The sequence below is a fragment of the Anaerostipes sp. Marseille-Q3525 genome (genome assembly GCF_018223505.1).
GTDB classification, from domain to species: domain Bacteria; phylum Bacillota; class Clostridia; order Lachnospirales; family Lachnospiraceae; genus Anaerostipes; species Anaerostipes amylophilus.
This window is the reverse complement of record NZ_JAGTTT010000007.1, coordinates 86,268-110,241: the sequence shown is the minus strand read 5'-3', so window position 1 is coordinate 110,241 and position 23,974 is coordinate 86,268. Positions and strand designations below refer to the sequence as shown.

26 protein-coding genes are annotated in these 23,974 nt (G+C 37.1%); all 26 read right to left on the bottom strand.

The window, feature by feature from the left end:
- Positions 1 to 157: 157 nt before the first annotated feature.
- The 26 genes from rpsO to mutL all read right to left on the bottom strand — a co-directional run bounded on the left by rpsO (position 158) and on the right by mutL (position 23,971).
- Positions 158 to 424, bottom strand: coding sequence for a 30S ribosomal protein S15 (gene rpsO, locus KE503_RS05280; protein ID WP_022375142.1), 267 nt, complete (start codon positions 422 to 424; stop codon positions 158 to 160).
- Between the two features lie 127 nt (positions 425 to 551).
- Positions 552 to 1,370 carry a pyrroline-5-carboxylate reductase gene (proC, locus tag KE503_RS05275; protein ID WP_212384643.1) on the bottom strand — a complete coding sequence of 273 codons (819 nt, stop codon included), beginning with the start codon at positions 1,368 to 1,370 and terminating at the stop codon, positions 552 to 554.
- A gap of 17 nt (positions 1,371 to 1,387) precedes the next feature.
- Positions 1,388 to 2,305, bottom strand: coding sequence for an RluA family pseudouridine synthase (locus KE503_RS05270; protein WP_022375140.1), 918 nt, complete (start codon positions 2,303 to 2,305; stop codon positions 1,388 to 1,390).
- Positions 2,289 to 2,798 carry a signal peptidase II gene (gene lspA / locus KE503_RS05265; protein ID WP_117944588.1) on the bottom strand — a complete coding sequence of 170 codons (510 nt, stop codon included), beginning with the start codon at positions 2,796 to 2,798 and terminating at the stop codon, positions 2,289 to 2,291. The genes KE503_RS05270 and lspA overlap by 17 nt, the downstream gene beginning before the upstream one ends.
- 12 nt (positions 2,799 to 2,810) lie before the next feature.
- A complete protein-coding gene (gene aroB / locus KE503_RS05260; protein WP_055197307.1) occupies positions 2,811 to 3,905 on the bottom strand; it encodes a 3-dehydroquinate synthase in 1,095 nt (364 codons plus the stop codon).
- Positions 3,880 to 4,464, bottom strand: coding sequence for a DivIVA domain-containing protein (locus tag KE503_RS05255; protein WP_022375137.1), 585 nt, complete (start codon positions 4,462 to 4,464; stop codon positions 3,880 to 3,882). The genes aroB and KE503_RS05255 overlap by 26 nt, the downstream gene beginning before the upstream one ends.
- Before the next feature lie 9 nt (positions 4,465 to 4,473).
- Positions 4,474 to 5,226: a YlmH/Sll1252 family protein gene (locus KE503_RS05250; protein ID WP_212384642.1), complete on the bottom strand. Its 753-nt coding sequence runs from the start codon at positions 5,224 to 5,226 to the stop codon at positions 4,474 to 4,476.
- A 2-nt stretch (positions 5,227 to 5,228) separates the two neighbouring features.
- Entirely contained in the window at positions 5,229 to 5,777 is a 549-nt protein-coding gene (locus tag KE503_RS05245; protein WP_022375135.1) for a cell division protein SepF, read from the bottom strand.
- 13 nt (positions 5,778 to 5,790) lie between these two features.
- Positions 5,791 to 6,486 (bottom strand): YggS family pyridoxal phosphate-dependent enzyme, encoded by a 696-nt coding sequence (locus KE503_RS05240; protein ID WP_022375134.1) that lies wholly within the window; start codon positions 6,484 to 6,486, stop codon positions 5,791 to 5,793.
- A gap of 35 nt (positions 6,487 to 6,521) precedes the next feature.
- Complete coding sequence (locus KE503_RS05235) at positions 6,522 to 7,901, bottom strand: HlyD family efflux transporter periplasmic adaptor subunit (protein ID WP_212384641.1); 1,380 nt, start codon at positions 7,899 to 7,901, stop codon at positions 6,522 to 6,524.
- Positions 7,902 to 8,846 carry a TIGR01212 family radical SAM protein gene (locus KE503_RS05230; protein WP_055197299.1) on the bottom strand — a complete coding sequence of 315 codons (945 nt, stop codon included), beginning with the start codon at positions 8,844 to 8,846 and terminating at the stop codon, positions 7,902 to 7,904.
- Between the two features lies 1 nt (position 8,847).
- Positions 8,848 to 9,810 carry a D-alanyl-D-alanine carboxypeptidase family protein gene (locus KE503_RS05225; RefSeq protein WP_249182969.1) on the bottom strand — a complete coding sequence of 321 codons (963 nt, stop codon included), beginning with the start codon at positions 9,808 to 9,810 and terminating at the stop codon, positions 8,848 to 8,850.
- A 39-nt stretch (positions 9,811 to 9,849) separates the two neighbouring features.
- Entirely contained in the window at positions 9,850 to 10,242 is a 393-nt protein-coding gene (locus KE503_RS05220; RefSeq protein ID WP_022375130.1) for a methylglyoxal synthase, read from the bottom strand.
- Positions 10,243 to 10,254: 12 nt separating this feature from the next.
- Complete coding sequence (locus KE503_RS05215; protein WP_022375129.1) at positions 10,255 to 11,370, bottom strand: FtsW/RodA/SpoVE family cell cycle protein; 1,116 nt, start codon at positions 11,368 to 11,370, stop codon at positions 10,255 to 10,257.
- A 15-nt stretch (positions 11,371 to 11,385) separates the two neighbouring features.
- Positions 11,386 to 11,646, bottom strand: coding sequence for a cell division topological specificity factor MinE (gene minE / locus KE503_RS05210; protein WP_022375128.1), 261 nt, complete (start codon positions 11,644 to 11,646; stop codon positions 11,386 to 11,388).
- A 14-nt stretch (positions 11,647 to 11,660) separates the two neighbouring features.
- Positions 11,661 to 12,446, bottom strand: coding sequence for a septum site-determining protein MinD (minD, locus tag KE503_RS05205; protein ID WP_022375127.1), 786 nt, complete (start codon positions 12,444 to 12,446; stop codon positions 11,661 to 11,663).
- A gap of 18 nt (positions 12,447 to 12,464) precedes the next feature.
- Complete coding sequence (gene minC, locus KE503_RS05200; protein WP_022375126.1) at positions 12,465 to 13,205, bottom strand: septum site-determining protein MinC; 741 nt, start codon at positions 13,203 to 13,205, stop codon at positions 12,465 to 12,467.
- A 20-nt stretch (positions 13,206 to 13,225) separates the two neighbouring features.
- Positions 13,226 to 16,141 carry a penicillin-binding transpeptidase domain-containing protein gene (locus KE503_RS05195; RefSeq protein ID WP_212384640.1) on the bottom strand — a complete coding sequence of 972 codons (2,916 nt, stop codon included), beginning with the start codon at positions 16,139 to 16,141 and terminating at the stop codon, positions 13,226 to 13,228.
- Complete coding sequence (gene mreD / locus KE503_RS05190; RefSeq protein ID WP_022375124.1) at positions 16,141 to 16,656, bottom strand: rod shape-determining protein MreD; 516 nt, start codon at positions 16,654 to 16,656, stop codon at positions 16,141 to 16,143. Before mreD ends, KE503_RS05195 begins: the two co-directional genes overlap by 1 nt.
- A gap of 11 nt (positions 16,657 to 16,667) precedes the next feature.
- The gene (mreC, locus tag KE503_RS05185; RefSeq protein WP_022375123.1) at positions 16,668 to 17,534 is read right to left on the bottom strand and encodes a rod shape-determining protein MreC; all 867 of its coding nucleotides are present in this window, start codon (positions 17,532 to 17,534) and stop codon (positions 16,668 to 16,670) included.
- A gap of 27 nt (positions 17,535 to 17,561) precedes the next feature.
- On the bottom strand, positions 17,562 to 18,518 hold the full coding sequence (locus KE503_RS05180; RefSeq protein WP_117944583.1) for a rod shape-determining protein: 957 nt from the start codon (positions 18,516 to 18,518) through the stop codon (positions 17,562 to 17,564).
- A gap of 11 nt (positions 18,519 to 18,529) precedes the next feature.
- A complete protein-coding gene (radC, locus tag KE503_RS05175; RefSeq protein WP_022375121.1) occupies positions 18,530 to 19,228 on the bottom strand; it encodes a RadC family protein in 699 nt (232 codons plus the stop codon).
- Positions 19,229 to 19,352: 124 nt separating this feature from the next.
- Positions 19,353 to 20,648: a methionine gamma-lyase family protein gene (locus tag KE503_RS05170; protein ID WP_212384639.1), complete on the bottom strand. Its 1,296-nt coding sequence runs from the start codon at positions 20,646 to 20,648 to the stop codon at positions 19,353 to 19,355.
- Positions 20,620 to 21,582 carry a tRNA (adenosine(37)-N6)-dimethylallyltransferase MiaA gene (miaA, locus tag KE503_RS05165; RefSeq protein ID WP_022375119.1) on the bottom strand — a complete coding sequence of 321 codons (963 nt, stop codon included), beginning with the start codon at positions 21,580 to 21,582 and terminating at the stop codon, positions 20,620 to 20,622. Before miaA ends, KE503_RS05170 begins: the two co-directional genes overlap by 29 nt.
- Before the next feature lie 4 nt (positions 21,583 to 21,586).
- Positions 21,587 to 21,964, bottom strand: a complete 378-nt coding sequence (gene cdd / locus KE503_RS05160; RefSeq protein WP_055197289.1) for a cytidine deaminase — start codon at positions 21,962 to 21,964, stop codon at positions 21,587 to 21,589.
- 24 nt (positions 21,965 to 21,988) lie between these two features.
- Complete coding sequence (gene mutL, locus KE503_RS05155; protein WP_212384638.1) at positions 21,989 to 23,971, bottom strand: DNA mismatch repair endonuclease MutL; 1,983 nt, start codon at positions 23,969 to 23,971, stop codon at positions 21,989 to 21,991.
- Between the last annotated feature and the right edge of the window lie 3 nt (positions 23,972 to 23,974).

The following is a 23,974-nucleotide window of genomic DNA, read 5'->3' as shown; positions in this document are numbered from 1 at the left end:
GTATAAAGTCAACTATTTCAATAGGTTGTTCCTAATTTTAACCAATAATTGTCAATCTATTTATATGAAAATTCCTTTATTTTGACATATTATCTTATAATATAAAAACCTGCTGCCACATGACTGTAACAACAGGTCTTAAATTCGTATTGTAAGATTATTTTCTTAATCCTAATTTTTCAATTAATGCACGATATCTTTCAACATCTTTGCTCTTTAAGTAAGCTAATAAGTTACGTCTCTTACCAACCATCTTAAGAAGTCCTCTTCTTGAATGATGATCTTTAGGATGCTGATTGAAATGATCTTGAAGCTCGTTGATTCTAGCTGTTAAGATTGCTACCTGAACCTCTGGTGAACCTGTGTCTTTTGCGTCTTTACCGTATTTAGCTACGATTTCTGCTTTCTTTTCTGATGAAATCATTGTGTTTTCCTCCTTGAATTCTATTGATCGCCAGATACCAGGAAAGGGTTGGAGTGCCCAAATCTGAGTATCGGTTAACTAACTTCTATATAATATCATAATTATATTAGTTTTGTAAAGTATTTTTTTATTTTTCTTTCTTTTTTGGTTTCCCAAGCTCATGGTTTTTCTTTGCCGCCGCATTGACAGCTTCGATCACTGCACTTCTAAATCCTTTTTTCTCTAGTGTATTGACAGCCTCGATCGTTGTTCCTGCTGGTGAACATACGGCATCTTTTAATTCACCTGGATGCTGCCCTGTCTCTAATACCATTTTGGCACTTCCAAGTAATGTCTGTGCAGCAAATGTATAAGCCTGTTTTCTTGGGAGTCCCTGTGCTACCCCTGCATCTGCCATTGCCTCAATAAACATATAAACATATGCTGGTCCGCTTCCGCTGACTCCGACAACTGCATCCATCAGATTCTCTGTAATCTTTTCAGCTTTTCCAAAACTCTGGAAAATATGATGAACCTTATCAAATTCTTCTTCTGTCACATATTCATTACAGCATAATCCAGACATTCCTTCTCCGACAAGTGCTGGCGTATTTGGCATTACACGCACAATCTTCATTTCTTTTCCAAACTGGCGTTCTGTTGCCGCCATGGATACTCCTGCAGCAATCGTTACGATGATCTGTTCTGTTGAAACTTCATCTTTGATCTCTTTGATCACTTCCGGATACACTTGAGGTTTTACAGCCAACACTACAATCTCTGCTTCCTTTGCTGTCTTTTTATTATCCGTTGTCGTTAAGATTCCAAATTGTTCTTTTAATTTTGCTGTTTTTTCTTCGTGTGGGTTTGATACGATCAATTCATCTGGACTTACAACATTTTGTTTCAAAATTCCAGTGATCATTGCCTGTGCCATATTTCCACATCCGATAAATCCAAGTTTCATTGTGCCTTCTCCTCCTGTCATTGATCTAATTTCTTCAGTAGTTTTTCAAAATACTCTGGAAGTGGTACTTCAAACTCCATGTATTCTCCGGTTCTTGGATGTACAAATCCTAAAACCTTTGCATGAAGGCACTGACCTTCCAGTGTATATTTTGATTTCTTTGGTCCGTATACATCATCTCCGAGTAAAGGATGCTTGATCGATGCCATATGAACACGAATCTGATGGGTTCTTCCTGTTTCAAGCTGACACTCAATATAAGTAAAACCTTTTTTGAGTCTTCTTAAAACTTTGTAGTGTGTCACTGCATGTTTCCCATCCATAACGATCCCCATCTTCTTGCGGTCTTTCAAACTGCGGCCGATCGGAGCATTTACGGTTCCTTCTTCTTCCTTAATATTTCCATAAACGATCGCATGATATTTTCTTGTGATCGAATGATCATATAATTGTTTGGCAATGCTTTGATGTGCCATATCATTCTTACATACGATCAGAATTCCCGTTGTATCCTTATCTATCCGGTGAACAATCCCTGGACGCAGTACACCATTGATTCCTGACAGATCGTCTTTGCAGTGTGCCATCAATCCATTTACCAAAGTTCCTGTATAATGCCCTGCTGCCGGATGCACCACCATATTTTTCGGTTTATTGATCAGTATAACATCCTGATCCTCATAAACAATATCAAGATCCATTTTTTCTGGAAGGATTTCAAGTTCTTCTGGTTCTGGTATCTGAAGTGTGATCTTATCTCCCTCTTTGCATTTCTTATTGCCTTTGGAAATCTTATCATTTAACTTTGCACGTTCTTCCTTGCACAGTTTATTGATATAACTTCTTGTAAGATCATCACACTGTTCTGCCAATATAACATCCAGTCTTTTTCCAGCCAGATCACTTGTCACTTTAATTTCAATCGTTTCGTCCATGTTTTCCTTTCCTGCTCAAAAATTCAAAGTCTTCTTCTTTGTAATAAAACAAGATCAGTCCTATTAGTAATACCATTGTCACTGTAACATAAATATCAGCCACATTAAAAATAGGAAAATCAATCAGTTTAAAATAAAAGAAATCTACAACATAACCTCTTGCCACACGATCGATCAGATTACCAAATGCACCTGCCATCAGTAATACATAACAGATTCTTAATGGTGTATATTTTCTCTCTTCTGGTATTCTTATGGAGATATATGTTAACAATACTGCCACTGCCACTGTGATCAGCAAAAATAAGATCTGCTTATCTTGAAGTATTCCAAAGGCTGCGCCGCGATTTTCAAGATATTGCAGTTCAAACACCCCTGATATGACAGGAATTCCCTCACTGCCACGCAGATCCGCTAATGCCCAAAGCTTTGTCAGCTGGTCTGCAATGATCAATATGATAATCAGACTAAATATCTTTATATGCTTCTTCATTATCTTTCCCTGTTATTTTTTTAATGCATTTTCCATTTCATCATCGGTTACACTCATATCAATATATGCTTCTCCGATGGAATGTAATAATATGAATTTAATTTTATCTCCAACCATCTTCTTATCGGATTTCGTTGTTTTGATAATATCCTTAATAGAAAGTTCACTGATATCTCCATTCATACCAAACTTTATAAACACTTCTTTGATATCTTTTACTTCTTCTTCTGTAAGATTTCCTTTCATCTGCGATATTCTGGCTGCCAGACAACATCCTGCTGCCACACATTCTCCATGAAGCCATGTAAAATCTTTTAATTTCTCAATTGCATGTCCTAACGTATGACCAAAGTTTAATAAGGCACGTTCTCCTTTTTCTTTTGGATCACGCTCTACAACGTCTCCTTTGATCAGACAGCTTCTATAGATCATCTCTCTTACTGCTTCATGTTCTCTTTCTTTGATCGGTGTAATATTATCTTTGATCCAATCATAATATTTTGCATCTTTGATCAATCCATGTTTGATAACTTCTCCCATTCCAGAAAAATATTCTCTCTCTGGCAGAGATTTTAATGTCGCTGTATTAATATATACAAGCTTTGGCTGATGGAATGCACCGACCATATTCTTATATTGAAGAAAATCAACTCCTGTCTTGCCCCCGATACTACTGTCCACCTGTGATAACAATGTTGTTGGCACCTGCACAAAATCAATTCCTCGAAGATATGTTGCCGCCGCATATCCTGTCATATCACCAACAACCCCGCCTCCTAATGCGATCAGAAGATCCTGACGGTCAAAATGGTTAATGATCAGTTCTTCATATAACGCTTCTATCGTCTTTAACTGTTTGTGTTTCTCTCCTGCTTCAAAGCTGAATGTGATCGTTTTCGCAGCCTTTGAAGAAATCAAGTCATACATCTGCTTTAAATAAAATGGGGCTACATTGCTTTCTGTTACAATACATATTTTCTTGTGTTCAATTTCCAGAAATTCCATCTGTTTTAGAAAATCATCAAAAGAATCTTTCAAAATAATATCATATGATTTTCTACCATCTGTTCGAATCTCAATCTTACTGTTCTTTTCCAAATTGTTCATGATTCTTATCCTGCTCCTCTTCTTCCTTCTCTCCTGCGATCTGAAATTCCATCTCATATACAGGATTGTTTAAAATATCCATCTGTCCATTTATAAACTGTTTCATTCTTGCTTTATAGCTTTGATAATCACTTTCTAGCTTTCGGATCAATTCCTGATAATTCTTGATCATTTGTTCATGTTTTTCTTTTTCTTCCTTGAAATCTTCTTTTGCACTCACTCTGATTTTATCTGCTTCTGCCTGTGCCTCTGAAACAAGTTCTTTTGCATTTCTTGATGCTTCAGCTTCTAATGTCTGGGCTTTCTGTGTTGCATTCTCAATCGTTTCTTTGGATGTTTCTTCCGCAAGAACTAATGCTCTCTTTAATGATTCTTCAATTGTACGATAATGACTTAAATTCTCTGTCAGTGCAGATACTTTTTCTCTTAATTCATTATTTTCTTTGTAAACTTTTTCATAATCTTTTGCAAGATCTTCTAAAAATTCATCAACCTCAACTGCCTTATAGCCAAATCCCCTCTTTAGTTCTTTTCCTAATACTTCAACTGGTGTAATCATATATTCCTCCTATTGAAAGATCGCCAGTGTAAGAAACTGACGGCCTTTTTTTGATGTTTTGCCCAAATCTTCTACCAGAAACTTTCCATATCCTCTCACTGATATGATATCTCCTTGTCTGATCTTTTGTCCTGATGATATACAAAGTCTTCCATTATGAAATACTTTCTGGGCTTTTAACAGCTTATCGCTTGATGTTCTTGAAAGTCCATATGCCTGTGACACCAGAACATCTAACCGCATAGATGCCACAAACCCTTCTTTTCTCTTATATTTCTGAATATATCCTGTTTCTTCCCATACGACTTCTTCTACTGCTACTCTTGTATGCCTTACCTGTCCTAACTGTTCTTTTAGTAAATCCATAATATGAGACATACAAAAAATATAAGCACATTTTTCATCAACAAGAATATCCCCGATCAGATAACGTTCAATCCCCAGATTCATTAAAGCACCCAGATAATCTCTGTGGCTTAATGTTTCTGCAAACTTATCAAAAACAGGTGAGATCCTGGCACATGCCAATGGAATCTCACCCTCATAACCAAATAATTCTTTCGAACCAAACAGTACCACAGCTCTTGTAAAGTGTTCATGTCCTCCAACAAGCTGTGGATGTGCATAATCAAGTTCTTTCTTCATATCTTGATAAATACTCTGTTCGTATTCATTTAAAAAATGTGTATGTTTATAAACATTCTGGCTGTATGATTTTTGTGCCAGTTCCAAAAGTCGTTTCTTTAATAATTCTTCTTTCATGTTTACTTTAATTGTGGTGAGATCGTATTTCCATTCATGATCTCACTTTTCAGGTCTCCACTGACTTCAATACTGTCTGGTGCTGCAATAAAAATGTTGTTGGATACTGCCTGCAGGGAACCATTGATCGCATAAGTTGCTCCACCAATAAAATCAATGCTTCTTTGTGCAACTGTAAGTTCCACACCTTCTAAATTGATCACAACAGTTCTTCCTTTCTTTAAAAGATCTGCCGCTGTCTGCGCTTCTGCAAAATCCTGTGGTTTGATAACGTAGACTTCTACTCCTCTTCCATTCATGGATACCACCTTGCTTCCAGTACTTGTAAACCTTTTCTTCTTCTCTTCCCTACTTAATACATGATCAAAAGGCTGGCTTACTTCTTCTTCAGATTCTTCCACCGGTTCCTTTTCTTTCTTCTTAAAAAATGAAAAACCTACTTTCTCTGGTTCTTCCTCTTCTTCATCTTCGTATTCTTCATACTCTTCATCGTATTCTTCATCTTCTGTCAGCTTCATAAAGTTCAGCAGTTTGTCAACTGTACCTTTCATCGATCTTCCTCCGCTATATGTTATAATTGCGCTCTCCAAAAATTGCTGTACCAACTCTGATCATTGTCGCTCCTTCTTCTACTGCGATCTCATAATCATTCGTCATACCCATGGAAAGTATACTCATATTTACATTATCAAAGTTTTTGTTCTTGATGTCAACAGATAATTGTTTCATCGCGCGAAAATATTTACGGTTATCTTCGGGATCATCAACAAATGGTGCAATCTGCATCAATCCCTTGATCTTTACATGTTCAAGTTTTGAGATTTCTTTGATCACATCTTCTACGTCCTTTGGATCTAATCCAAATTTAGTATCTTCATGTGCAAAGTTAACCTGAATAAGAATTGGAACCTCTTTAACATTGTGTTTTACTGCTTCTTTATCAATTGCCTGTGCCAGTTTTACAGAATCCACAGAATGGATCAATGCTACCTTATCTACAATATATTTGATCTTATTTGTCTGCAAATGTCCGATCAGATGCCATCTTACCGGCCAGCTGATATTTGCATACTTATCTCTGATCTCCTGTACTTTGTTTTCTCCAAAATCCAGAACTTTTTCTTTTCTTAACTCTTCCACCATCTCTAATGGCTTTGTTTTGCTGACGGCAATGACTGTAACCTCTCTTGGATCTCGCCCCACGCGTTCGCAAGCTTCTTTCACATGTTCTTTCACTTCATTATAACGTTCTATCAGCATATTTCTTCCTTCTTTCTGTTGATTGATAATGTCATTTAATAAATAATCTGATTTTCCTTGATCGTCGTTCCATCCAATACGATAAAGTCATATGCACTGACTCCCTGATTCGTATCATTGGCTATGATCGAGTAATCATCTTTCTGTGTCAGAATATCGATCGGTTTAAAATCTGCATAACCACGATTTGTGCAATATACCCCTTGCAATGTCTTCTTCTTCTCGATCAAAAATGTCTGATTAGAGTCCATTGCCTGCAATACAACATTCTCCCCTACTTCATCAGGATCCAGATAACAGTATTTTTCACTTCTGCCATAAATGGTATACGTTTTTTGTTCTACCGTTACCTCACCATTCTTACTAGTGCTTCGTACGGCAAACTGTTCCGTCGTACTATTATCACCTTTTGTAAGGTATTTGACCGGAACCTGATAAAACTTTTTCTTAACAATTGATGTATTTGGAATCTTTAACCCTTTATAAGAATCTAAAGTAATGTCAACCTCAAGATAACGTTCACTCAAATAACGAACCGCATAATCATTTAATTTTAGATATCCAAAATAATTTTTACCTTTTTTGATGGTTTCTACTGTTGCTGTTGCTTTATTCTGATCTTGCATAAATCGTATTGATACTTCTTTTTTGTCTTTGAGCATCTTGTACTCTTCTTCTTTTAATGGAACAACAATCTGCCATTTTTCACTCTTATTGATCCTTGCAACAACTTTATTCTTTTTTACTTTATCTGCTGTATTATATTTTTGTTTTCGATATCTTGTCTGATCAAAGTCTGATGCATTGATATCACTTACTTTTTTCCCATCAAATTTATCCGAATAAAATTCTACCACACCACTTGAAGTACTTTTCTGTGTCTGAAAACTTTCTGTCCCCATCGCATCCTGTACTGATGCGATCACTTTCTTCATTGCATCTTCATTGATATTTAAAATAGCATTCTTAAGATCGTATTTTAAATCATACACTTCTGAAAAATTATTATCATTGTAAACGGACTGATACTCATTGATCTTACGTGATACCTCATCATCATCCATCACATTTGTCGTCTTTTGCAACTCTTCTACTTTTTCTGCAAATGTTTCCTGAACTTTCTTATCCTTGTCTACAGTAAAAACAGTTCCATCTTTCTTGACCCGCTTTCCTTCTTCTACATAATATGTAATGTATCCAGACTGTGATGTCTTTAATAACTGTTCATCCCTGACTGCAATTCCCGTCAATGATAATGTGTTTGTAATCTTATCTTCGGTAACTTTATATACACTCAGTTTTTTCTTGCCCATAAATATTATGACATTGATCACGATATAAACAAAAATTACCGCAAATATGATCATTCCAATATTCCAGCGCATTTTTATTTTTCGTTGTCGTTTTTTTGCCATTTAACAAATCCTCCATCGCCTGAGTGCTGCTCCGTTTTGATAGTCTGCCTTACACCCCTGTGTAAGATTTCTCTCCTCCATTATCGCATCAAACTGGTCTCTTAATTTCCACCAGCTGATTCCCCAATTTGAAAATGACGCATCTTCTTTTGGTACACGGCTGAATAGTCGTTCGATCACCATATCACTTCTAACATAACTGATAAAAGTTACAAGTCTTTCCAAATATTCTTCTGCGGAACACATACTGACCTTGCCTTCCTCAAATTCTTTGTACAATCTGGAACCTTTCGGCACATATAATGAATGTAGTTTTACGATCTGTACCGGAAGTACTGACAGGATCTTTGCCGTCTCTATAACATCTCTTATATCATCACCTGGAAGATTCAATATGATATGTGTACAAATTTCAAATCCATAAGGTGCTGTCATTAAAACCGCATCCAGATATTCTGCAAGACTGTGTCCTCTGTTGATCTTCTCCAAAGTCTTATAATTTACTGTCTGAAGTCCATATTCTATTGATATTTTCACACCATATGTGTCTGAAACATTCTTCATACAGTCAAGATAGTCTCTTGTAATGCAGTCTGGCCTTGTTGATATTGAAATTCCAACAATATCTTCCATCCTGGCTGCTTCGATCATATATTCTTCTAACTGTTTTACTGGAAGAAATGTGTTCGTATAATTTTGAAAATACGCAATAAATTTTTTTGCTTTGTATCGCTTGGCTATCTTTTCTTTTGTTGTTAATAACTGTTCACTTACAGAGGTTTCACAATTCATTGCTTCAAAGCCTGTTCCAACCCCTCCGCAAAAACTACACCCATCTCCATCCATACGATTCGGACAAGTCACTGGAAGATTTACCGGCAGCTTATATACTTTTTCTCCATATATTTGTTTTAAATGTCCACTGTAAGTTTTATATCGTTCCATTTTAGTTTTCCTTTGATAAAATATCTGTCATTGTATGGTAAAGTGCTGATTTTGTTGCTCCTTTTAATACCACTGAAATAAACTCTTCTCCGTCTTTATTCTTTGTAAGCAGAATCAGACAAGAACCTGCCTGTGTTGTTGTACCTGTCTTCCCACCAATCATGTATACATTACTTGGTAATGTATAAGTACCTGCAATATACTGGTTTGTAGATGCCATATCATAGACTTTCAACTGTCCTTTAGAGCCTGTATATTCAATTCTACTGCTTGATCTTCCCGCAATATTGAAAAATTCATTGTGTTTCGCTACTTCCTTAAAAATCAGGTATAAATCATATGCTGTAGAATAATGATTGGCTAAATGTAAACCATTTGGGTTTGCAAAATGTGTATTTGTTGCACCTAATTCTTTAGCACGCTTATTCATTAATTTTACAAAGCTTGTCAGATCTCCAGAGACTTCTTCTCCTAATGCTACTGCCGCATCATTTGCTGACATAATGATCAGGGCATTGAGTAGTGCTTCTACTGTGATCTTGTCTCCCTTTTTTAGATGAACTGCCACTGCTGCACCATCTGGGAATGTAATATCATGTTTGATCGTAACAACTTTATTTAAATCTAAATTCTCCAGTGTGAGAAGTGCTGTCATGATCTTTGTTGTACTTGCTGGATATGCCTGATCAAATACCTTCTGGCTTACTAATACTTTATTCTTTGTATTATTCACAAGAAGTACTTCTTTGGCATCTGGATAATCCTCATTCTCTGCCTTCTTCTTTGATACAACTGCTACTTTAGAGCCTTTAGATTCCCAGCGGTCTGACAATGCTGATTCTTTCATTGCTGTTCCTGTTGTTTTATAATGCTGTTCATAATCAAGTGATGCTGCGCTGGATGACTGGCACCCTGACATTGCTACCATCATGATCGACATAATCATACATATTATTTTCTTCATCTTCATAATCTTTGTAAAAAAAGACCGTCTCCTGACAGTCTATTTATACATATTCCTCCAATCCAAATCTCCTCGATCCAGTGCAAGGATCAATACTTCCGCAGTTGGAAGATTCGTAGCACATGGAATATTATACTGGTCACAGAGATTTAAAACATTATAAAAATCCGGTGTTCTCTTCTTATTTGACGGATCCTGTAAAAAAATCAAAAGGTCTATTTCATTGTTGGATATCTTGCTTCCCATCTGCTGCATTCCGCCAAAATGTCCCGCAAGAAGTTTATGAATCTTTAAATTGGCAACATCTTCGATCATCTGTCCGGTCGTACTTGTTGCATATAATTTATGCTTTTTTAAAATATCCTGATATGCAATACACAAATTCTGCATCAAGTTCTTTTTCCCATCATGGGCAACTAATCCTACATTCATAAATAGAACCTCCTAGTGTCTTTTTCTTTGTAAATATATGTTAAGTACCATTCCGATCGCAATCGATGCCGACATCAACGAGCTTAACCCATAACTGATAAACGGAAGTGGCTGTCCTGTATTCGGCATAGTTCCTGTCGCAACAGCTATGTTGATAAATGACTGAAATCCCATATAGCAGGCAACTCCCACAGCAACATAAGTACCGATCAGATTTCCTGATTTCTTCGCCACATTCATACATTGATATACAAGGCATGCAAATATAACGATCAAGATCACGCATCCAACAAATCCAAATTCTTCTCCGATCACTGAGAAAATAAAATCTGTCTGATTCTCGGATACCAAATTTACATCGCTGGCTGATACATTCGATATTGTATTACTTCCAAAACCTTTTCCAAATAATCCTCCAGATCCGATTGCCATAATTGAATTGCTTGTCTGAAGAGCTGTTGAATCTGCATAATTCTCTGGATGTAAAAATGACATGATCCTGGCCACCTGATGCGGCTCTAGTAAAACCTGTCCAGGCGTCTGGACGTACCATAAAAAGATTGCTAAAAGTGGTACTCCAATAATCAATACACGAACGATCAGTTTAGAAGACAATCCTGCCATAAATATCATTCCAAGAATGATAAAACAAATATCGAGTGTTGAGGAAAGACTTGGCTGCTTCAAGATTAAAAGAAGCGGTACTGCACATACTAATGCAAGCTTTCCAAGGATCTTAGGTTCGTTAAGATCATCCTGATGTTTGACAAGGAATGCTGCAATCACAATAATCATGATCACTTTACTAAGTTCTGATGGCTGAAATGTTCCCAATGGTCCAAGGGAAAACCACCTCTTTGCTCCATTCACATCTTTTCCAAATAACTTGACGCCGATCAGCATGATTACATTAAAAATATACAATATTTCTGCATTTCTTGTAAATACCTGAAAATCAATCAGTGATACTACAATAATAATACCAAGTCCCATTGTAATACCAAGTGCCTGTTTTACAACGAATGAAGGATTTGCACTATGAATAAATAAAAGTCCCATTGCCATCAGTACAAGTACATTAAATAAGAGTTTGAAATTGTAATTTTGCAATCGATAATTTCGCAGCATGTTCTTTCTCCAATGTTATTTTCTAAGCTCGCGAATCGGAATATTGGCATATAATGCCGGTCCTTCGGATTCTTCGCTGTTTTGTGTAATCTGAATGTCCAATCCGTCCGGGTCGATCTCCATATATTTGGAGATTACCTTAATGATGTCATTTTTGATCAGTTCCATCGTCTCAGGAGAGCAATTTGACCGATCTGAAACAAGCAGCAATTTCAAACGGTCCTTTGCTACTTCTCCTGAACTCTTTTTCTTAAAAAAATTATCAAAAAAACCCATCTTTTATCTCCCCTCTACTTTTTAAATACATGTGCAAGTCTCTGGAAGAAAGTTGGTCCTGTAATTTCCATAAATGGGACTTCTTTGCCCATCACGCGGTCACAAATATTTTTATAAGCTTTTCCTGCTGGTGTATTGCTTCCAACCAGCGGCTCTCCCTGGTTTGTGGAAATAACGATATTCTCATCATCTGGAACGATTCCGATCAGGTCAACTGCAAGAATATCAAGCACATCGTCTTTTGAGAGCATATCTCCTCTTTCTACCATATCCATACGAATTCTGTTGATCACAAGATCAATCTTATGTATGTCATTTGCCTCTAATAAACCAATGATACGGTCCGCATCACGGATTGCGGATACCTCCGGAGTTGTAACGATCAATGCTCTGTCAGCTGCAGCGATCGCATTCTTAAATCCCTGCTCGATTCCAGCCGGGCAGTCTAGAATGATATAATCAAATTCATCTTTTAATTCCTCTACAAGTTTTGCCATCTGTTCTGGTGTTACAGATGTCTTATCTCTTGTCTGAGCAGATGGTAATAAGAAAAGGTTTGGATATTTCTTATCTTTGATCATTGCCTGCTTAATTCTGCAATTTCCTTCCACAACATCAACCAAATTATATACGATCCTATTTTCAAGCCCCATGACAACATCCAGATTACGAAGTCCGATATCTGTATCAATCAATACAACTTTCTTTCCTTCTTTCGCTAATCCTGTTCCCACATTGGCAGTGGTTGTTGTCTTTCCAACGCCACCTTTTCCAGATGTGATTACAATAACTTCACTCATTTTATTTTCCTCCATTAACTATACTATGATTTCATTTAAGAGCGCTTTTGATATGGGCTCGATATAAATATTTCCTTCTTCAACAAATGCAATCTGTGCTTCCATCGGTTGATTATCACTGTTCTTGGATCTTCCAAAGAATTTTTTCTTCTTCTCCGGTTCTCCATCTGCACTTCTTGCTATATGCTTTCCAATGCGTATCTGCATGGGCTGCATGTCCAATGCCGCAACAAATGCATGATCATCTCCACCGCTTCCTGCACTTAGATATCCCTTAGCACAACCAAGAACAACAACATTTCCTTTCGCGCTGACTGATGCTCCAGGATTGACATCTCCGACAACAACAACACTTCCATCAGATTCAAGACTCTGTCCAGACCTTAAGGTTCCTCGGTAAAACTGTCCATCTCCCTTTCTTCTCTCATCAATCAGAGATTGCGATCTTTTCTGTTCCTTCTCCTCAAGTTTCTTTAATGCCTCTTTAAATGATGTCTCCATGATCTTATCATCTTCTATGACATATGCGATCGTCAATGTTGTCTTTTCGGCAATAATCCCTAAAACTTCTTCAAGCTGTTGGGATGTGAGTTTCCGACCTTCGATCTTCAATGCGATCTGGGTCTGTCCGTTAAAGAAATCTTTTGCCTGTATAAACTTCTCACAAATAGCAGCTTTGAGCTGTTCAAACTTCATCTCAGGATCAAGCACCATAGTAAGCCCAATGCTGTTTCCTTTTAACAATACCGGATGATTCATACGATTCCTCTCTTCTTTTCTTAGTCTCCCGCAGTACCTACATTGGTTTCTGTGACTGATTTATTATTCTTCTCCATCTTCGCCTTTGTCTTATCATTTGCAAAATAATACTCATAAATATCCTTTGCCGTAGATGCAGCATTGGATGAAGTATATCCAAACGGAATAACTACTGTCGTCGTGATCTCTGGTTTCTCATATGGTCCATAAGAAATAAACAGTGCATGGTTTGGACGTTTCTTATTCTCCTGTGCAGTACCAGTCTTTCCTGCAACCTTTACTTTCATTCCTTTGAAAATACTACTTACAGAACTGTCATTTCCATTCACTACACCTCTCATTCCTGTCTGTACCGCATTCCAGTACTTCGTATCATAATGGAGCTGTCTGACTTTCTTGACACCATACTTCTTAATCATCTTTCCATTATCGTCTGTGATCTTATCCATGATACTAAGATTATATACTGTACCTCTGTTTGATAACGTTGTCACATAATTAGAAATCTGACTTGGTGTGAAACTGTTACGTCCCTGTCCAATGGCAGAACGTACAGAAGTCTCATCAGAAACCTGTGGAGATGACTCATCAAGTTCAATTCCAGACTTCTTATTCAGTCCAAGATCTGTTGCGTATTTTTCCAGATATTTTAATCCTTCCTTACTGCTGTATGAACCTGATTTGTTTCCTAATCTATATCCTACTTCATAAAAGAAATAATTACAAGATGCTTCTATCGCTGTAGATACAGTTCTTGGTCCATGACGATCCGGATACTTCCAGCATTTTGCTGGTGGCGTGATCTTATCATACAAACCTGTACAGTTGATCACCGTGCTCGTTGTAATAACTTTTTCATTCAGACCTGCTAGTGCTGATAATGGTTTAAATGTAGATCCTGGTGCTGTTTTGTGTTTTAATGCCTGGTCATATAACGGCGTTGATGCTGAATTAGCCAGCTGTCTGTAATATCCGGAATCTGTTCCATTTGATAAACGATTACTATCATATCCTGGATAACTTACCAATGCTTTTACCTTTCCAGTCTTAGAGTCTGTAATAACAACAGAGCCAGAACATGGATCCATTCCAAGCTGTGCCGGTGTGATCTGCAAACTTTTTAATTTCTTACGGATAAAATCATAACTGTTTAAAGATCCAGATTTCAAGGCAGAATAATCACTGTCGCCTTTCTTCTTAAGGACTCCCTGTTCATAAAGCAGAAGACATACTTCTCTTCCACTTAATTTACCCTTCATGATACTCTGTTCACAAACCGTCATATCGAAATCATCTGCCTCAATCAATGCATCTTCAACATATGCTGCCAGTGCTTTCATGATCTCTTCTGTATCATTATACTTACTATTGATATTCAAAGATGAAATATCTATCCATTCTTTATTCACCGCATATCTTAAGAATTCGCTTAAACTGATTTTCTCATCTTTCCATCTCTGGTATGTTTTATCTGTCGTATCAATAGAGCTGCTTAAGAGAATCTTCTTACTTGATAACAAACTATATACATAAGATGAATATGCCTGTTTCTCATCACTTTCATCCTTATAAGCTTTCTTTTCATTCAATACCAGATTCTTTGATGTTTTGATCGCGGCATCTTCAAGCCTCTGAATCTTTTTGTACATCTTCTTTTCGTAAGATGTTGCATCATTGCCATTCAGATCCTCAAGATCGAGCACACTATTTCCAATAAATGAATAATATACTTTCTTGATCGGTATCATAATATTCTCACGGTCATTTCCTGCACTGTCAGAACTTGTGAGCTTGGATAATACGATTCCTGCGATCTTTTTCTCAAGAAGATTGTATACATATTCCTGCAGATCACTGTCTATAGATAATGTAATATTATTTCCTGTCCCGGATTTCACTGTCTTCGTAGTTTCTACGATTTTTCCCACATTATTGACAACCAATGTCTTGCTTCCGCTGTCTCCGTGCAGATACTTCTCAAACTGTTTTTCTATACCTGCTTTTCCAACTGTTTCATCACTGGAATAGTAATCTTTATCTTCTTCTTTTTTACCTTTGTTATAAGTTTCTAATTCGTCTGTGTTGACTGTTCCTGTGTATCCAATAATATGAGACACTGCCTCGCTTTTATTATATACACGAATAGACTTTGTATCAATATCGATTCCTGGAAGTTCTGAACTTCTTTCTTTGATCTCCGCAATACTCTTGCTATTAATCTCATTTGCAATCGTAACCTTCATATACTGTGAATATCTACTCAAAAATGCACTGTATCTTACTGACATGATCTTTAATGCATCTTCTTTGGAATATTTTTTATCAATATCAAACATCTTTCCAGTTCCTGATGATCCCATCGTTCCATCTCTTAAATACTGAAAGACTTCTTCTGCTGTCGCATTAAGCTGTTTGTTTCTTAATTCCTTCTCTGACTGTGAAAGATCAGAAGTATCACTTCCGATTCCAAAAACATCTCTCTTAAATTTCTTAAGTCTTGATCCTGTCTCTGTAAATCTTAGTTTACCGCTTCCTGTATATTCAATTGGAATATCATTGATAAATGAATCTCCATTACGTTCAAGAATCTTGATTACTTTGTAGATTACTTCATTCTTCTCATAACTCTCTGATGTCCCATTTTGCTTAGCAAGTGTCTGGAATGCACTGTCATTTTGGAAATTTACAGTGTAAACCAACTTATTATATGCTAATAATTTTCCATTGACATCATAAATATTTCCTCGTGTACCTGATGTCTTGACTGTCTTTTGTACTTTGTATGTAAAATCCTGCCTATGAGACTGTCCTTCCACGATCTGAAGCACAAATACCCTTCCGATCAAAACACAATAAAGTACTGCGATCAGTACGATCAGTGCAAGCAGTCTGTTTGCTAATAATTTTTCTGCTTTATCGTAAATTTTTCGTAACACTAGAACATACTCCTTTTTTCACCATCTCTGATCCTAATATCTACTTCCAACAATATCTTATAAATGATCAATGCTGTGATTCCTGTATAAACAGCCTCTGGAATCATTACTTTAAACAAATAAGAAAAGAACTGAAGTCTTCCTCTTAATGCAAAAAAGAAGAAAAAGATCACAAAGCTGTATACAAGAGAATTTGCTGTCAAAAGGCCGATCGGAAGTAAAATATCATCTTCATAAAAATATGCATGAAACCATCCATTTACATATCCAAACATGAGATATACAAATGCATATTGCCCTAGCACACTTCCTGAAAAAATATCAATCAACAACCCACAGACAAACCCTACCACGATCCCCGCTTTCTTTCCTCTAATAAATGCTATTGTAACTGTTAAGATCAGTAAGATATTCGGCATAACATCTGCAAGTTTTAAAAACTCAAACACTGATGTCTGCAATAGAAAGCAAACAAGTACAGATATTACATAAAACAAAATTCTCTTAATCTTCATATCTTCACCTGCTATTCCTTAGTTCCTGTATCGAGGTTCTCTGTTTTCTTAAGATCTGTGATAACTAATACTTCTTTTAAATGCTTAAAGTCAACGATCGGTGTAACCTTAGCTGTCTTTGTAAGTTTTGTAGAATCAAGCTTGATATCAGATACCTTTCCAATCGTGATCCCTTCATTAAATTTAGAACTTACATAAGATGTTACCAACTCATCTCCGTTCTTAACTTTCGCATCCTTACTGATATATACAACTTCCAGATATCCGTCTTCCATTGTATCAAGACTTCCATTTACAATGCAAGAATCATTCGTCTTTAAGAACATTGCACTGACCATGCTTGTGTCATTGATGATCGTTCGCACTTTTGCTGTATGTGCAGATACATCATAAACGATTCCTACCAGACCATTTCCTGCAATAACATTCATATCTTTTTTGAGGCCATCTTTGCTTCCTTTGTCGATCATAAATATATCAAACCAGTTTCCTGATCCTTTACTGATAACTCTAGCTCCGACTGTATGATATTTTTTGTATTTTTTCTTCAATTTCAGCAGATCCTGAAGTCGTTCTAATTCTACCTGATTCTGTTCAAGCACACGATTCTGCATCTTTAATGCATCAACTTTCTCCTGAAGCTTCTCATTCTCTGCTTTCAGTGCTTTCTTGCTTTTTGCCTTCTCATTCCATGAAAAAACAAAATTTCCGATGGAATTAGTGCCTTCCTGCATCGGTGATAAAACCGTAAAGAATACATTCTTTACCGGTGAGAGCACCCCTCCTGCAAAAACACTAATCCCTGCTAACAATCCACATATAACGATAAAGATTGCCAGCAGATGATTTGAATTAAATTTTTTCTTTTGCAATTTCATACATCTGTCCTCATTTCATCATTTACTTTATTTTAAATATGACTGCATTCCTAAAATTACATGATCTTGTGGTTCTGGTTTGATATGAACCGTTACCTTCAGTTCTTCTTTGATCCATTCTTCTGTCTTTGTAAATCCACAAGCTCCTCCAGATATATAGATTCCTTCATTCACAATATCAGTCGCAAGTTCCGGAGTGACAACCTCCAGTACCGCTTTTGCCTGCATACAGATCTCTCGAATCTGATCTCTTGCTTTTTCTTCCACAATTGCTGCCGGAATCTTTACTTCTTTTGGAAGTCCACTTACAATATCTCTTCCTTTTACAGAAATATCCTGCTGCGTCTCATTCTCGGCATATGCCATCTTTAATCGTCTTGCATTCTTCATACCGATCTCTAATTTGTAATTCTTCTTTACATAATCTTTGATCCACTCATCGATCTGATCCCCACCATATGGCAGTAATCTGCTTTCTACAATTCCGCCTAAGGAAATCACAGAAATTTCTGTTGTACCCGCCCCGATATCAATGATCATATTACCACATGGGGCTTCTACATCAATTCCGCTTCCGATCGCTGCAAGAATTGGTTTCTCTATCAGTTTGATATCCTTTACCTTTCCTGCGGCTTCCCATGCAAGATCATCAAATGCTCTCTTCTCTACATTTGTAATATCCACAGGTACAGCTATCACCAGCTCTGGCTTGTGTACTCTCTTAAAGTATCCATCAAGCACTGTTCCTAATAAATACCTCATATTTGTGTAATCTGAAATAACCCCATGTTCCATAGGTTTTATAACCCTCACACTATATGGCTGTTTCTCATACATATCAAATGCTTCATCTCCGATTGCTTTGACTTTATCATCTTCATCAAAAGCAATCATGTTCTTAATCTTTAAAAATTCTTTCTTCTTTGTTGCAGCAATTCTTAAATGTCTGCTTCCTAGTTCAATTCCTAACTGTGTCGTTTTCATATTTCTGCTCCTTATATCATGTGTTCTTCCCGAAAACTTATATATGTTCTGTCTCCAATGATAATATGGTCACACAATGGTATTCCAAGAAACTCTCCTGCTTCTTTCATGCGCTTCGTTGTGAGAATATCCTGCCTGCTTGGTGTTGGATCACCCGATGGATGATTATGGATCATTAGAACTGATACCGCTTCACACCGCAATGCCTCAAGAAATAGTTCTCTTGGCGAAGCCACTGTCTGATTTACCGTTCCTACAGAAACTTTAAGTTCTTTGATAACTTTATTTTTCCCATTAAAAAAGATTAAAATCATCTCTTCCCTGTTTAAATGCCGCATCTGTTCCATATAATAATCTGCAATCGATGACGGATCATGAAAACTTATCTTATCTTCTACTTTTGCCTGTGCTAATCGTTTGGATAATTCAGCAATGCATAAAATCTGCATTGCTTTTACTTTCCCGATTCCAGGTATCTTTTGTAATTCTTCTCTGGAAGTATGACAGATTCCAAGAAGCCCTTCATAAAAAGGATTCATTGATAAAATCTGCTTAGAAAGATCCACCACTGTCAGATCTTTCGTTCCACTTCTTAAGACTACTGCCAGCAATTCTGCATCTGACAAAGCCTCTACTCCACTTTTTTCACACTTTTCATAGGGTCTTTCTGAAATTGGTAATTCCTTTAATGTCTGATGTTTTTTCTCCATATCTGATCCTTTCTACCGAAAAAATCCCAAAGATCAAAAACATTTCCCATTTATAAATTTTATCATAACTTTTCTTTTATGTATAGAAATCAAACCGTTGTTTTCCTTAAATTTTTCTTATTTCTTATACTTCTGGAATTTCAACTAATCCTTTTTCTTCCATTCTCTGTAGTGACATGATAATTCCGTATTTTGCATGAGGGTAAGTAAGCCCTCCCTGGAAATAAACCGCATATGGTTCTTTCATCGGTCCATCTGCACTTAATTCAATGGATGCACCAGATACAAATGTTCCTGCTGCCATAATGACCTGACTATCATATCCTGGCATATCCCATGGAATTGGCGTTACATGGCTGTCAATCGGAGATGCTTTCTGAATTCCCTCACAAAATGCAACCAGTTTCTCTGGATCATGAAATTCTACTGCCTGAATGATATCATGGCGTTCTTCTTTTCCATCTGGAATGACTTTAAATCCTAATTTCTCATAAAGGTTTGCTGCAAAGATTGCTCCTTTAACCGCTGCATTAACAACCGTTGGTGCCATAAAGAACCCTTGGATAAACTGACGGTTTACCCCTAGACTTGCTCCTACTTCCTTTCCAAGTCCCGGTGTTGTAAGTCTGTATGCACACTGTTCGATCAGGTCACTTCTTCCACAGATATAACCACCGATTGGTGCTAGTCCCCCACCTGGATTCTTGATCAGAGAACCAACAATCATATCGGCTCCAACTTCTGATGGTTCCTTTTCCTCCACAAATTCACCATAGCAGTTATCAACCATAACGATCAGATCTTTGTTGATCTCTTTTACAAATGCAATCGCTTCCCCGATCACATCAACCGATAATGTTGGTCTTGTAGCATATCCTTTGGATCTCTGGATATGAATCAGTTTCGTTTTGTCATTGATCGCATCTTTGATTCCTTCAAAATCAAAACTTCCATCTTCTAACAGATCTACCTGTGCATATGTAATCCCATATTCTTTCAGGGATCCTTTGGATTCACGGATTCCGATCACTTCTTCTAGTGTATCATATGGTTTTCCTGAAATAGCAAGAATTTCGTCTCCTGGACGTAAATTTGCGGATAATGCCAGACCTAATGCATGAGTTCCACATGTGATCTGTGGTCTTACAAGTGCATCTTCTGTTCCAAAAACATCGGCATACAAAGCTTCCACTGCTTCTCTTCCAGAATCATTATATCCATATCCTGTTGTACCACCCAAATGCATCTCTGCGATCTGGTGTTTCTGCATCGCATTTAATACCTTGATCTGATTTAACTGTGCGATCGCATCTAATTTTTCAAAACGGTCTTTTAACCCTTTTTCTACTTCTTGTGCGTAGTCGAAGACTTTCTCTTCGACTCCCATTTCCTTATAATAGTTCTTTAACTGATTCATCATAGATCCCCTTTTCTTTTAATATTGTAAGCATATATGTTAAAATCTCATCTTCTGATCCAAATTTTGACTTATCTACCATGACAACTTCTTTTTCTCTTCCAAACCAAGTCAGCTGGCGCTTTGCAAAATGTCTGGTGTCTTTCTTGATCAGATCGATCGTATCTTCTAGAGATAAATTTCCTTCCAGGTATTCAAATACCTGACGATATCCAATTCCCTGCATGGAAACCATCGTCTTTTCATAGCCTTCTTCTTTTAATCGTTTTACTTCATCGATCAAGCCTTGTTCTGCCATGATATCAACTCTTTTGTTGATTCTGTCATATAAGATATCTCTTTTATGATTTAATACAAAATAAGCAAAATTATATGGTGATGTCTTTGCTGCTTCTTTCTCATTGTGTTCTGAGATCGGATATCCATTTAATTTATAAAATTCTAATGCGCGGATCACTCGTTTGACATTATTTTTATGAATTTTTTCTGTAGACTTTGGATCAACTTGTTTTAACATCTCATACAGACTGTCATTTCCTTCTGTTTTTGCCTTTTCTTCCAATTGTCTTCTATATTCCTGATCTCCGTCTTCCTTTGTAAAATCAATATCATAAAGAAGACTTTGAATATAGAATCCTGTTCCACCGACGATCAGTGGAATCTTTCCTTTTGCATAGATTTCTTCTAATGCATCTTTTGCCATCTGCTGAAATCTTGCCACATGGAATTCTTCCCTTGGGTCAAGTTCATCCACAAGATAATGTTTGACCCCTTCCATCTCTTCTGGACGGATCTTCGCGGTTCCAATATCCATTTTCTTATAGACTTGCATGGAGTCTGCGGAAATGATCTCTGCATTTAAGATTTTTGCTAATCGGATCGATAACTCTGTTTTTCCAACCGCTGTCGGTCCTGTTAAAATTACCATTGGTTTCATCTATTTAAAATCCTTTCGGCATAAGTTCTGATAATCGATAAGTTTCAAATCCATCTGGACTTTGACAGATCACTTTGAGTTCTGGATTAAATTCATGCAGAAACTGTCGGCAGATCCCGCATGGATACACAGTTTCTTTGTCACTTCCATTGGATGCGATCGCAATCACTTCAAAATCATGGTATCCTTCGCTAACTGCTTTGACTGCTGCCGTTCTTTCTGCACAGATAGCCGCTCCATAAGAAGAATTCTCCACATTACATCCTGTAAATACTTTTCCTTCCTTTGTAAGAATTGCTGCTCCTACCTGAAATTTTGAATATGGTACATATGCTTTTTGTTTTGCTTTATCCGCAAGATTTAATAATTCCTGATCTGTCATGATATTTCCTCCTTATCTGGCTTCCTATACGATTCTTTTAAACTTCTTATCTATCTCATATTTACTCATTTTAATGATCGTCGGTCTTCCGTGTGGACACTGGTATGGATTCTCAAGTTTCATCAGTTCATCTAAGAGATGTTCCACTTCCATCAACGATACCCTCTGGTTTCCTTTGATCGACATCTTACATGCCATCGTTGCGATCTTACTTGCGATCACTTCAGTATCCATTGTCCCGTTTTCCTGGCTCACTGCATCTAAAAGTTCCATAAATAAATCTCTTTCCCCAATTCCATAAAGATTTGCGGGAACTTCACGGATACAATATTCATTTCCACCAAAGGATTCTATCGTAAATCCTAAACCTGCGAATGCATCTTTGTATCTTTCTAATGCTTCTGCTTCCATCATGGAAACCGTTACTACCATTGGCGGCTCTAATCTCTGACTGTAGATTTCTTTTTCTTTAAAATTCTTCATCAGTCTTTCATAGTTCACCTTCTCATGTGCCGCATGCTGGTCCATAATGAATAACTGGTCTTCGTATTCGATCAGCCAGTAGGTCTTAAAGAGCTGTCCTAAGATCTTGCGGTCAGGTCTTGCCTGTACAGAAAAGACCGGATCTTCTCTTAATGTCATCTGGTTACTGCTTAATTCATCGGTCTTGTATTGCGGGAATTCTTTTTTCTGTGTGTTGTAGTTTAAGCCTGCGTAGGTTGGTTTCTTTGCGGTTTGAGATGATTCGCTCTTTAAACGCTCTTGTTTCATACCCTCAGGCTTTGCCCTATGTCCTATTGAATTTGCTGCAATTGACGACTTTTCAATCTGCTGCACACCTTGTCCTTGCTGATTCGTCTGACTTTGTCGCATCTTTGCAAAGTCTTTCATCGTCTGGTCCATCTTCTGAGTCTCTTCTTTCCTTCGATTTACCTCAAATGGCTCAGGCTTTTTCACTTCTTTTGTTTTCGGCTGCTCTTTCTTCTTCGGTGTTTCTCTTAATACATCCTGCACCAGATCTTTCTGAAGTAACGCCTCCTTGACTGTATCCACAACCAGTTCATAAATCTCTCTTCCATTGCGAAATCGTATCTCCATCTTCGTCGGATGGACATTGACATCCAATAATTCCTGATTAATCTTAAAATCAAGACACACAAACGGATATCTATGTTTCATCGTAAAAGTACGATATCCTTCTTCAATCGCCTTGTAAATGATCGAGCTTTTGATATATCTTCCATTGATAAAATAGCTCTCATAATTTCTGTTGCCTCTGGAAACATAAGGTTTTGCGACAAATCCTGTCACTTTGACATCTTCACTTTGTGCTTGTACAGGAATTAACGCTCCTGCCACATCTCTTCCATAGATATGATAAATGATATCTTTAACTTTTCCATTTCCAGAAGTATAAATCTTATTCTTGTTATTATGAATAAATTTGAAGGAGATTTCGGGATGGCTTAGGGCAATGTGCACCATCATCTGTTCCACATATCCTGCTTCGGTTGTCGCACTCTTTAAGAACTTTCTTCTTGCTGGTGTATTATAAAACAGATTCTTTACAAGAAATGTCGTTCCATCGGGTGCTCCGATGTCATCAAAAGCTTCTTCCTCTCCTCCATAGATCTTATAGGATACTCCACTAAAACTTTCTGCTGTCTTTGTTACTAGTTCAACCTGTGCAACCGCACTGATACTTGATAATGCCTCTCCTCGAAATCCAAGAGAAGATACACTTAACAGATCTTCAACCGAACGGATCTTACTTGTTGCATGACGCAAAAATGCAGTCTTTACCTGATCTTTTGGAATTCCGATTCCATTATCTGTAACTCTTATTAACGTCATTCCGCCATCTTTGATCTCAACCGTGATCGCATTGGCATTGGCATCAACTGCATTTTCCACAAGTTCCTTTACAACAGAAGCTGGTCTCTCAATGACTTCTCCTGCTGCGATATTATCGATTGTCTTTTGATCCAGTAATTGTATCTTCGCCATAAA

Coding starts and splice junctions, on each gene's coding strand:
- minD (WP_022375127.1), bottom strand. CDS start 12,446: ATGAGTGAAGTTATTGTAATCACATCTGGAAAAGGTGGCGTTGGAAAG.
- mutL (WP_212384638.1), bottom strand. CDS start 23,971: ATGGCGAAGATACAATTACTGGATCAAAAGACAATCGATAATATCGCA.
- KE503_RS05270 (WP_022375140.1), bottom strand. CDS start 2,305: ATGGACGAAACGATTGAAATTAAAGTGACAAGTGATCTGGCTGGAAAA.
- lspA (WP_117944588.1), bottom strand. CDS start 2,798: ATGAAGAAGCATATAAAGATATTTAGTCTGATTATCATATTGATCATT.
- minE (WP_022375128.1), bottom strand. CDS start 11,646: ATGGGTTTTTTTGATAATTTTTTTAAGAAAAAGAGTTCAGGAGAAGTA.
- radC (WP_022375121.1), bottom strand. CDS start 19,228: ATGGAGAAAAAACATCAGACATTAAAGGAATTACCAATTTCAGAAAGA.
- KE503_RS05180 (WP_117944583.1), bottom strand. CDS start 18,518: ATGAAAACGACACAGTTAGGAATTGAACTAGGAAGCAGACATTTAAGA.
- minC (WP_022375126.1), bottom strand. CDS start 13,205: ATGAATCATCCGGTATTGTTAAAAGGAAACAGCATTGGGCTTACTATG.
- KE503_RS05235 (WP_212384641.1), bottom strand. CDS start 7,901: ATGGCAAAAAAACGACAACGAAAAATAAAAATGCGCTGGAATATTGGA.
- miaA (WP_022375119.1), bottom strand. CDS start 21,582: ATGAAACCAATGGTAATTTTAACAGGACCGACAGCGGTTGGAAAAACA.
- KE503_RS05225 (WP_249182969.1), bottom strand. CDS start 9,810: ATGAAGAAAATAATATGTATGATTATGTCGATCATGATGGTAGCAATG.
- mreD (WP_022375124.1), bottom strand. CDS start 16,656: ATGAAGATTAAGAGAATTTTGTTTTATGTAATATCTGTACTTGTTTGC.
- proC (WP_212384643.1), bottom strand. CDS start 1,370: ATGAAACTTGGATTTATCGGATGTGGAAATATGGCACAGGCAATGATC.
- KE503_RS05220 (WP_022375130.1), bottom strand. CDS start 10,242: ATGAATGTAGGATTAGTTGCCCATGATGGGAAAAAGAACTTGATGCAG.
- KE503_RS05230 (WP_055197299.1), bottom strand. CDS start 8,846: ATGGAACGATATAAAACTTACAGTGGACATTTAAAACAAATATATGGA.
- KE503_RS05240 (WP_022375134.1), bottom strand. CDS start 6,486: ATGCTGATAGAACGTTATAATGAAGTGAAAGAACATGTGAAAGAAGCT.
- rpsO (WP_022375142.1), bottom strand. CDS start 424: ATGATTTCATCAGAAAAGAAAGCAGAAATCGTAGCTAAATACGGTAAA.
- mreC (WP_022375123.1), bottom strand. CDS start 17,534: ATGAAATTGCAAAAGAAAAAATTTAATTCAAATCATCTGCTGGCAATC.
- KE503_RS05215 (WP_022375129.1), bottom strand. CDS start 11,370: ATGCTGCGAAATTATCGATTGCAAAATTACAATTTCAAACTCTTATTT.
- cdd (WP_055197289.1), bottom strand. CDS start 21,964: ATGACAGATCAGGAATTATTAAATCTTGCGGATAAAGCAAAACAAAAA.
- aroB (WP_055197307.1), bottom strand. CDS start 3,905: ATGAACAATTTGGAAAAGAACAGTAAGATTGAGATTCGAACAGATGGT.
- KE503_RS05255 (WP_022375137.1), bottom strand. CDS start 4,464: ATGATTACACCAGTTGAAGTATTAGGAAAAGAACTAAAGAGGGGATTT.
- KE503_RS05170 (WP_212384639.1), bottom strand. CDS start 20,648: ATGATGAATCAGTTAAAGAACTATTATAAGGAAATGGGAGTCGAAGAG.
- KE503_RS05250 (WP_212384642.1), bottom strand. CDS start 5,226: ATGAAAGAAGAATTATTAAAGAAACGACTTTTGGAACTGGCACAAAAA.
- KE503_RS05245 (WP_022375135.1), bottom strand. CDS start 5,777: ATGAAAGGTACAGTTGACAAACTGCTGAACTTTATGAAGCTGACAGAA.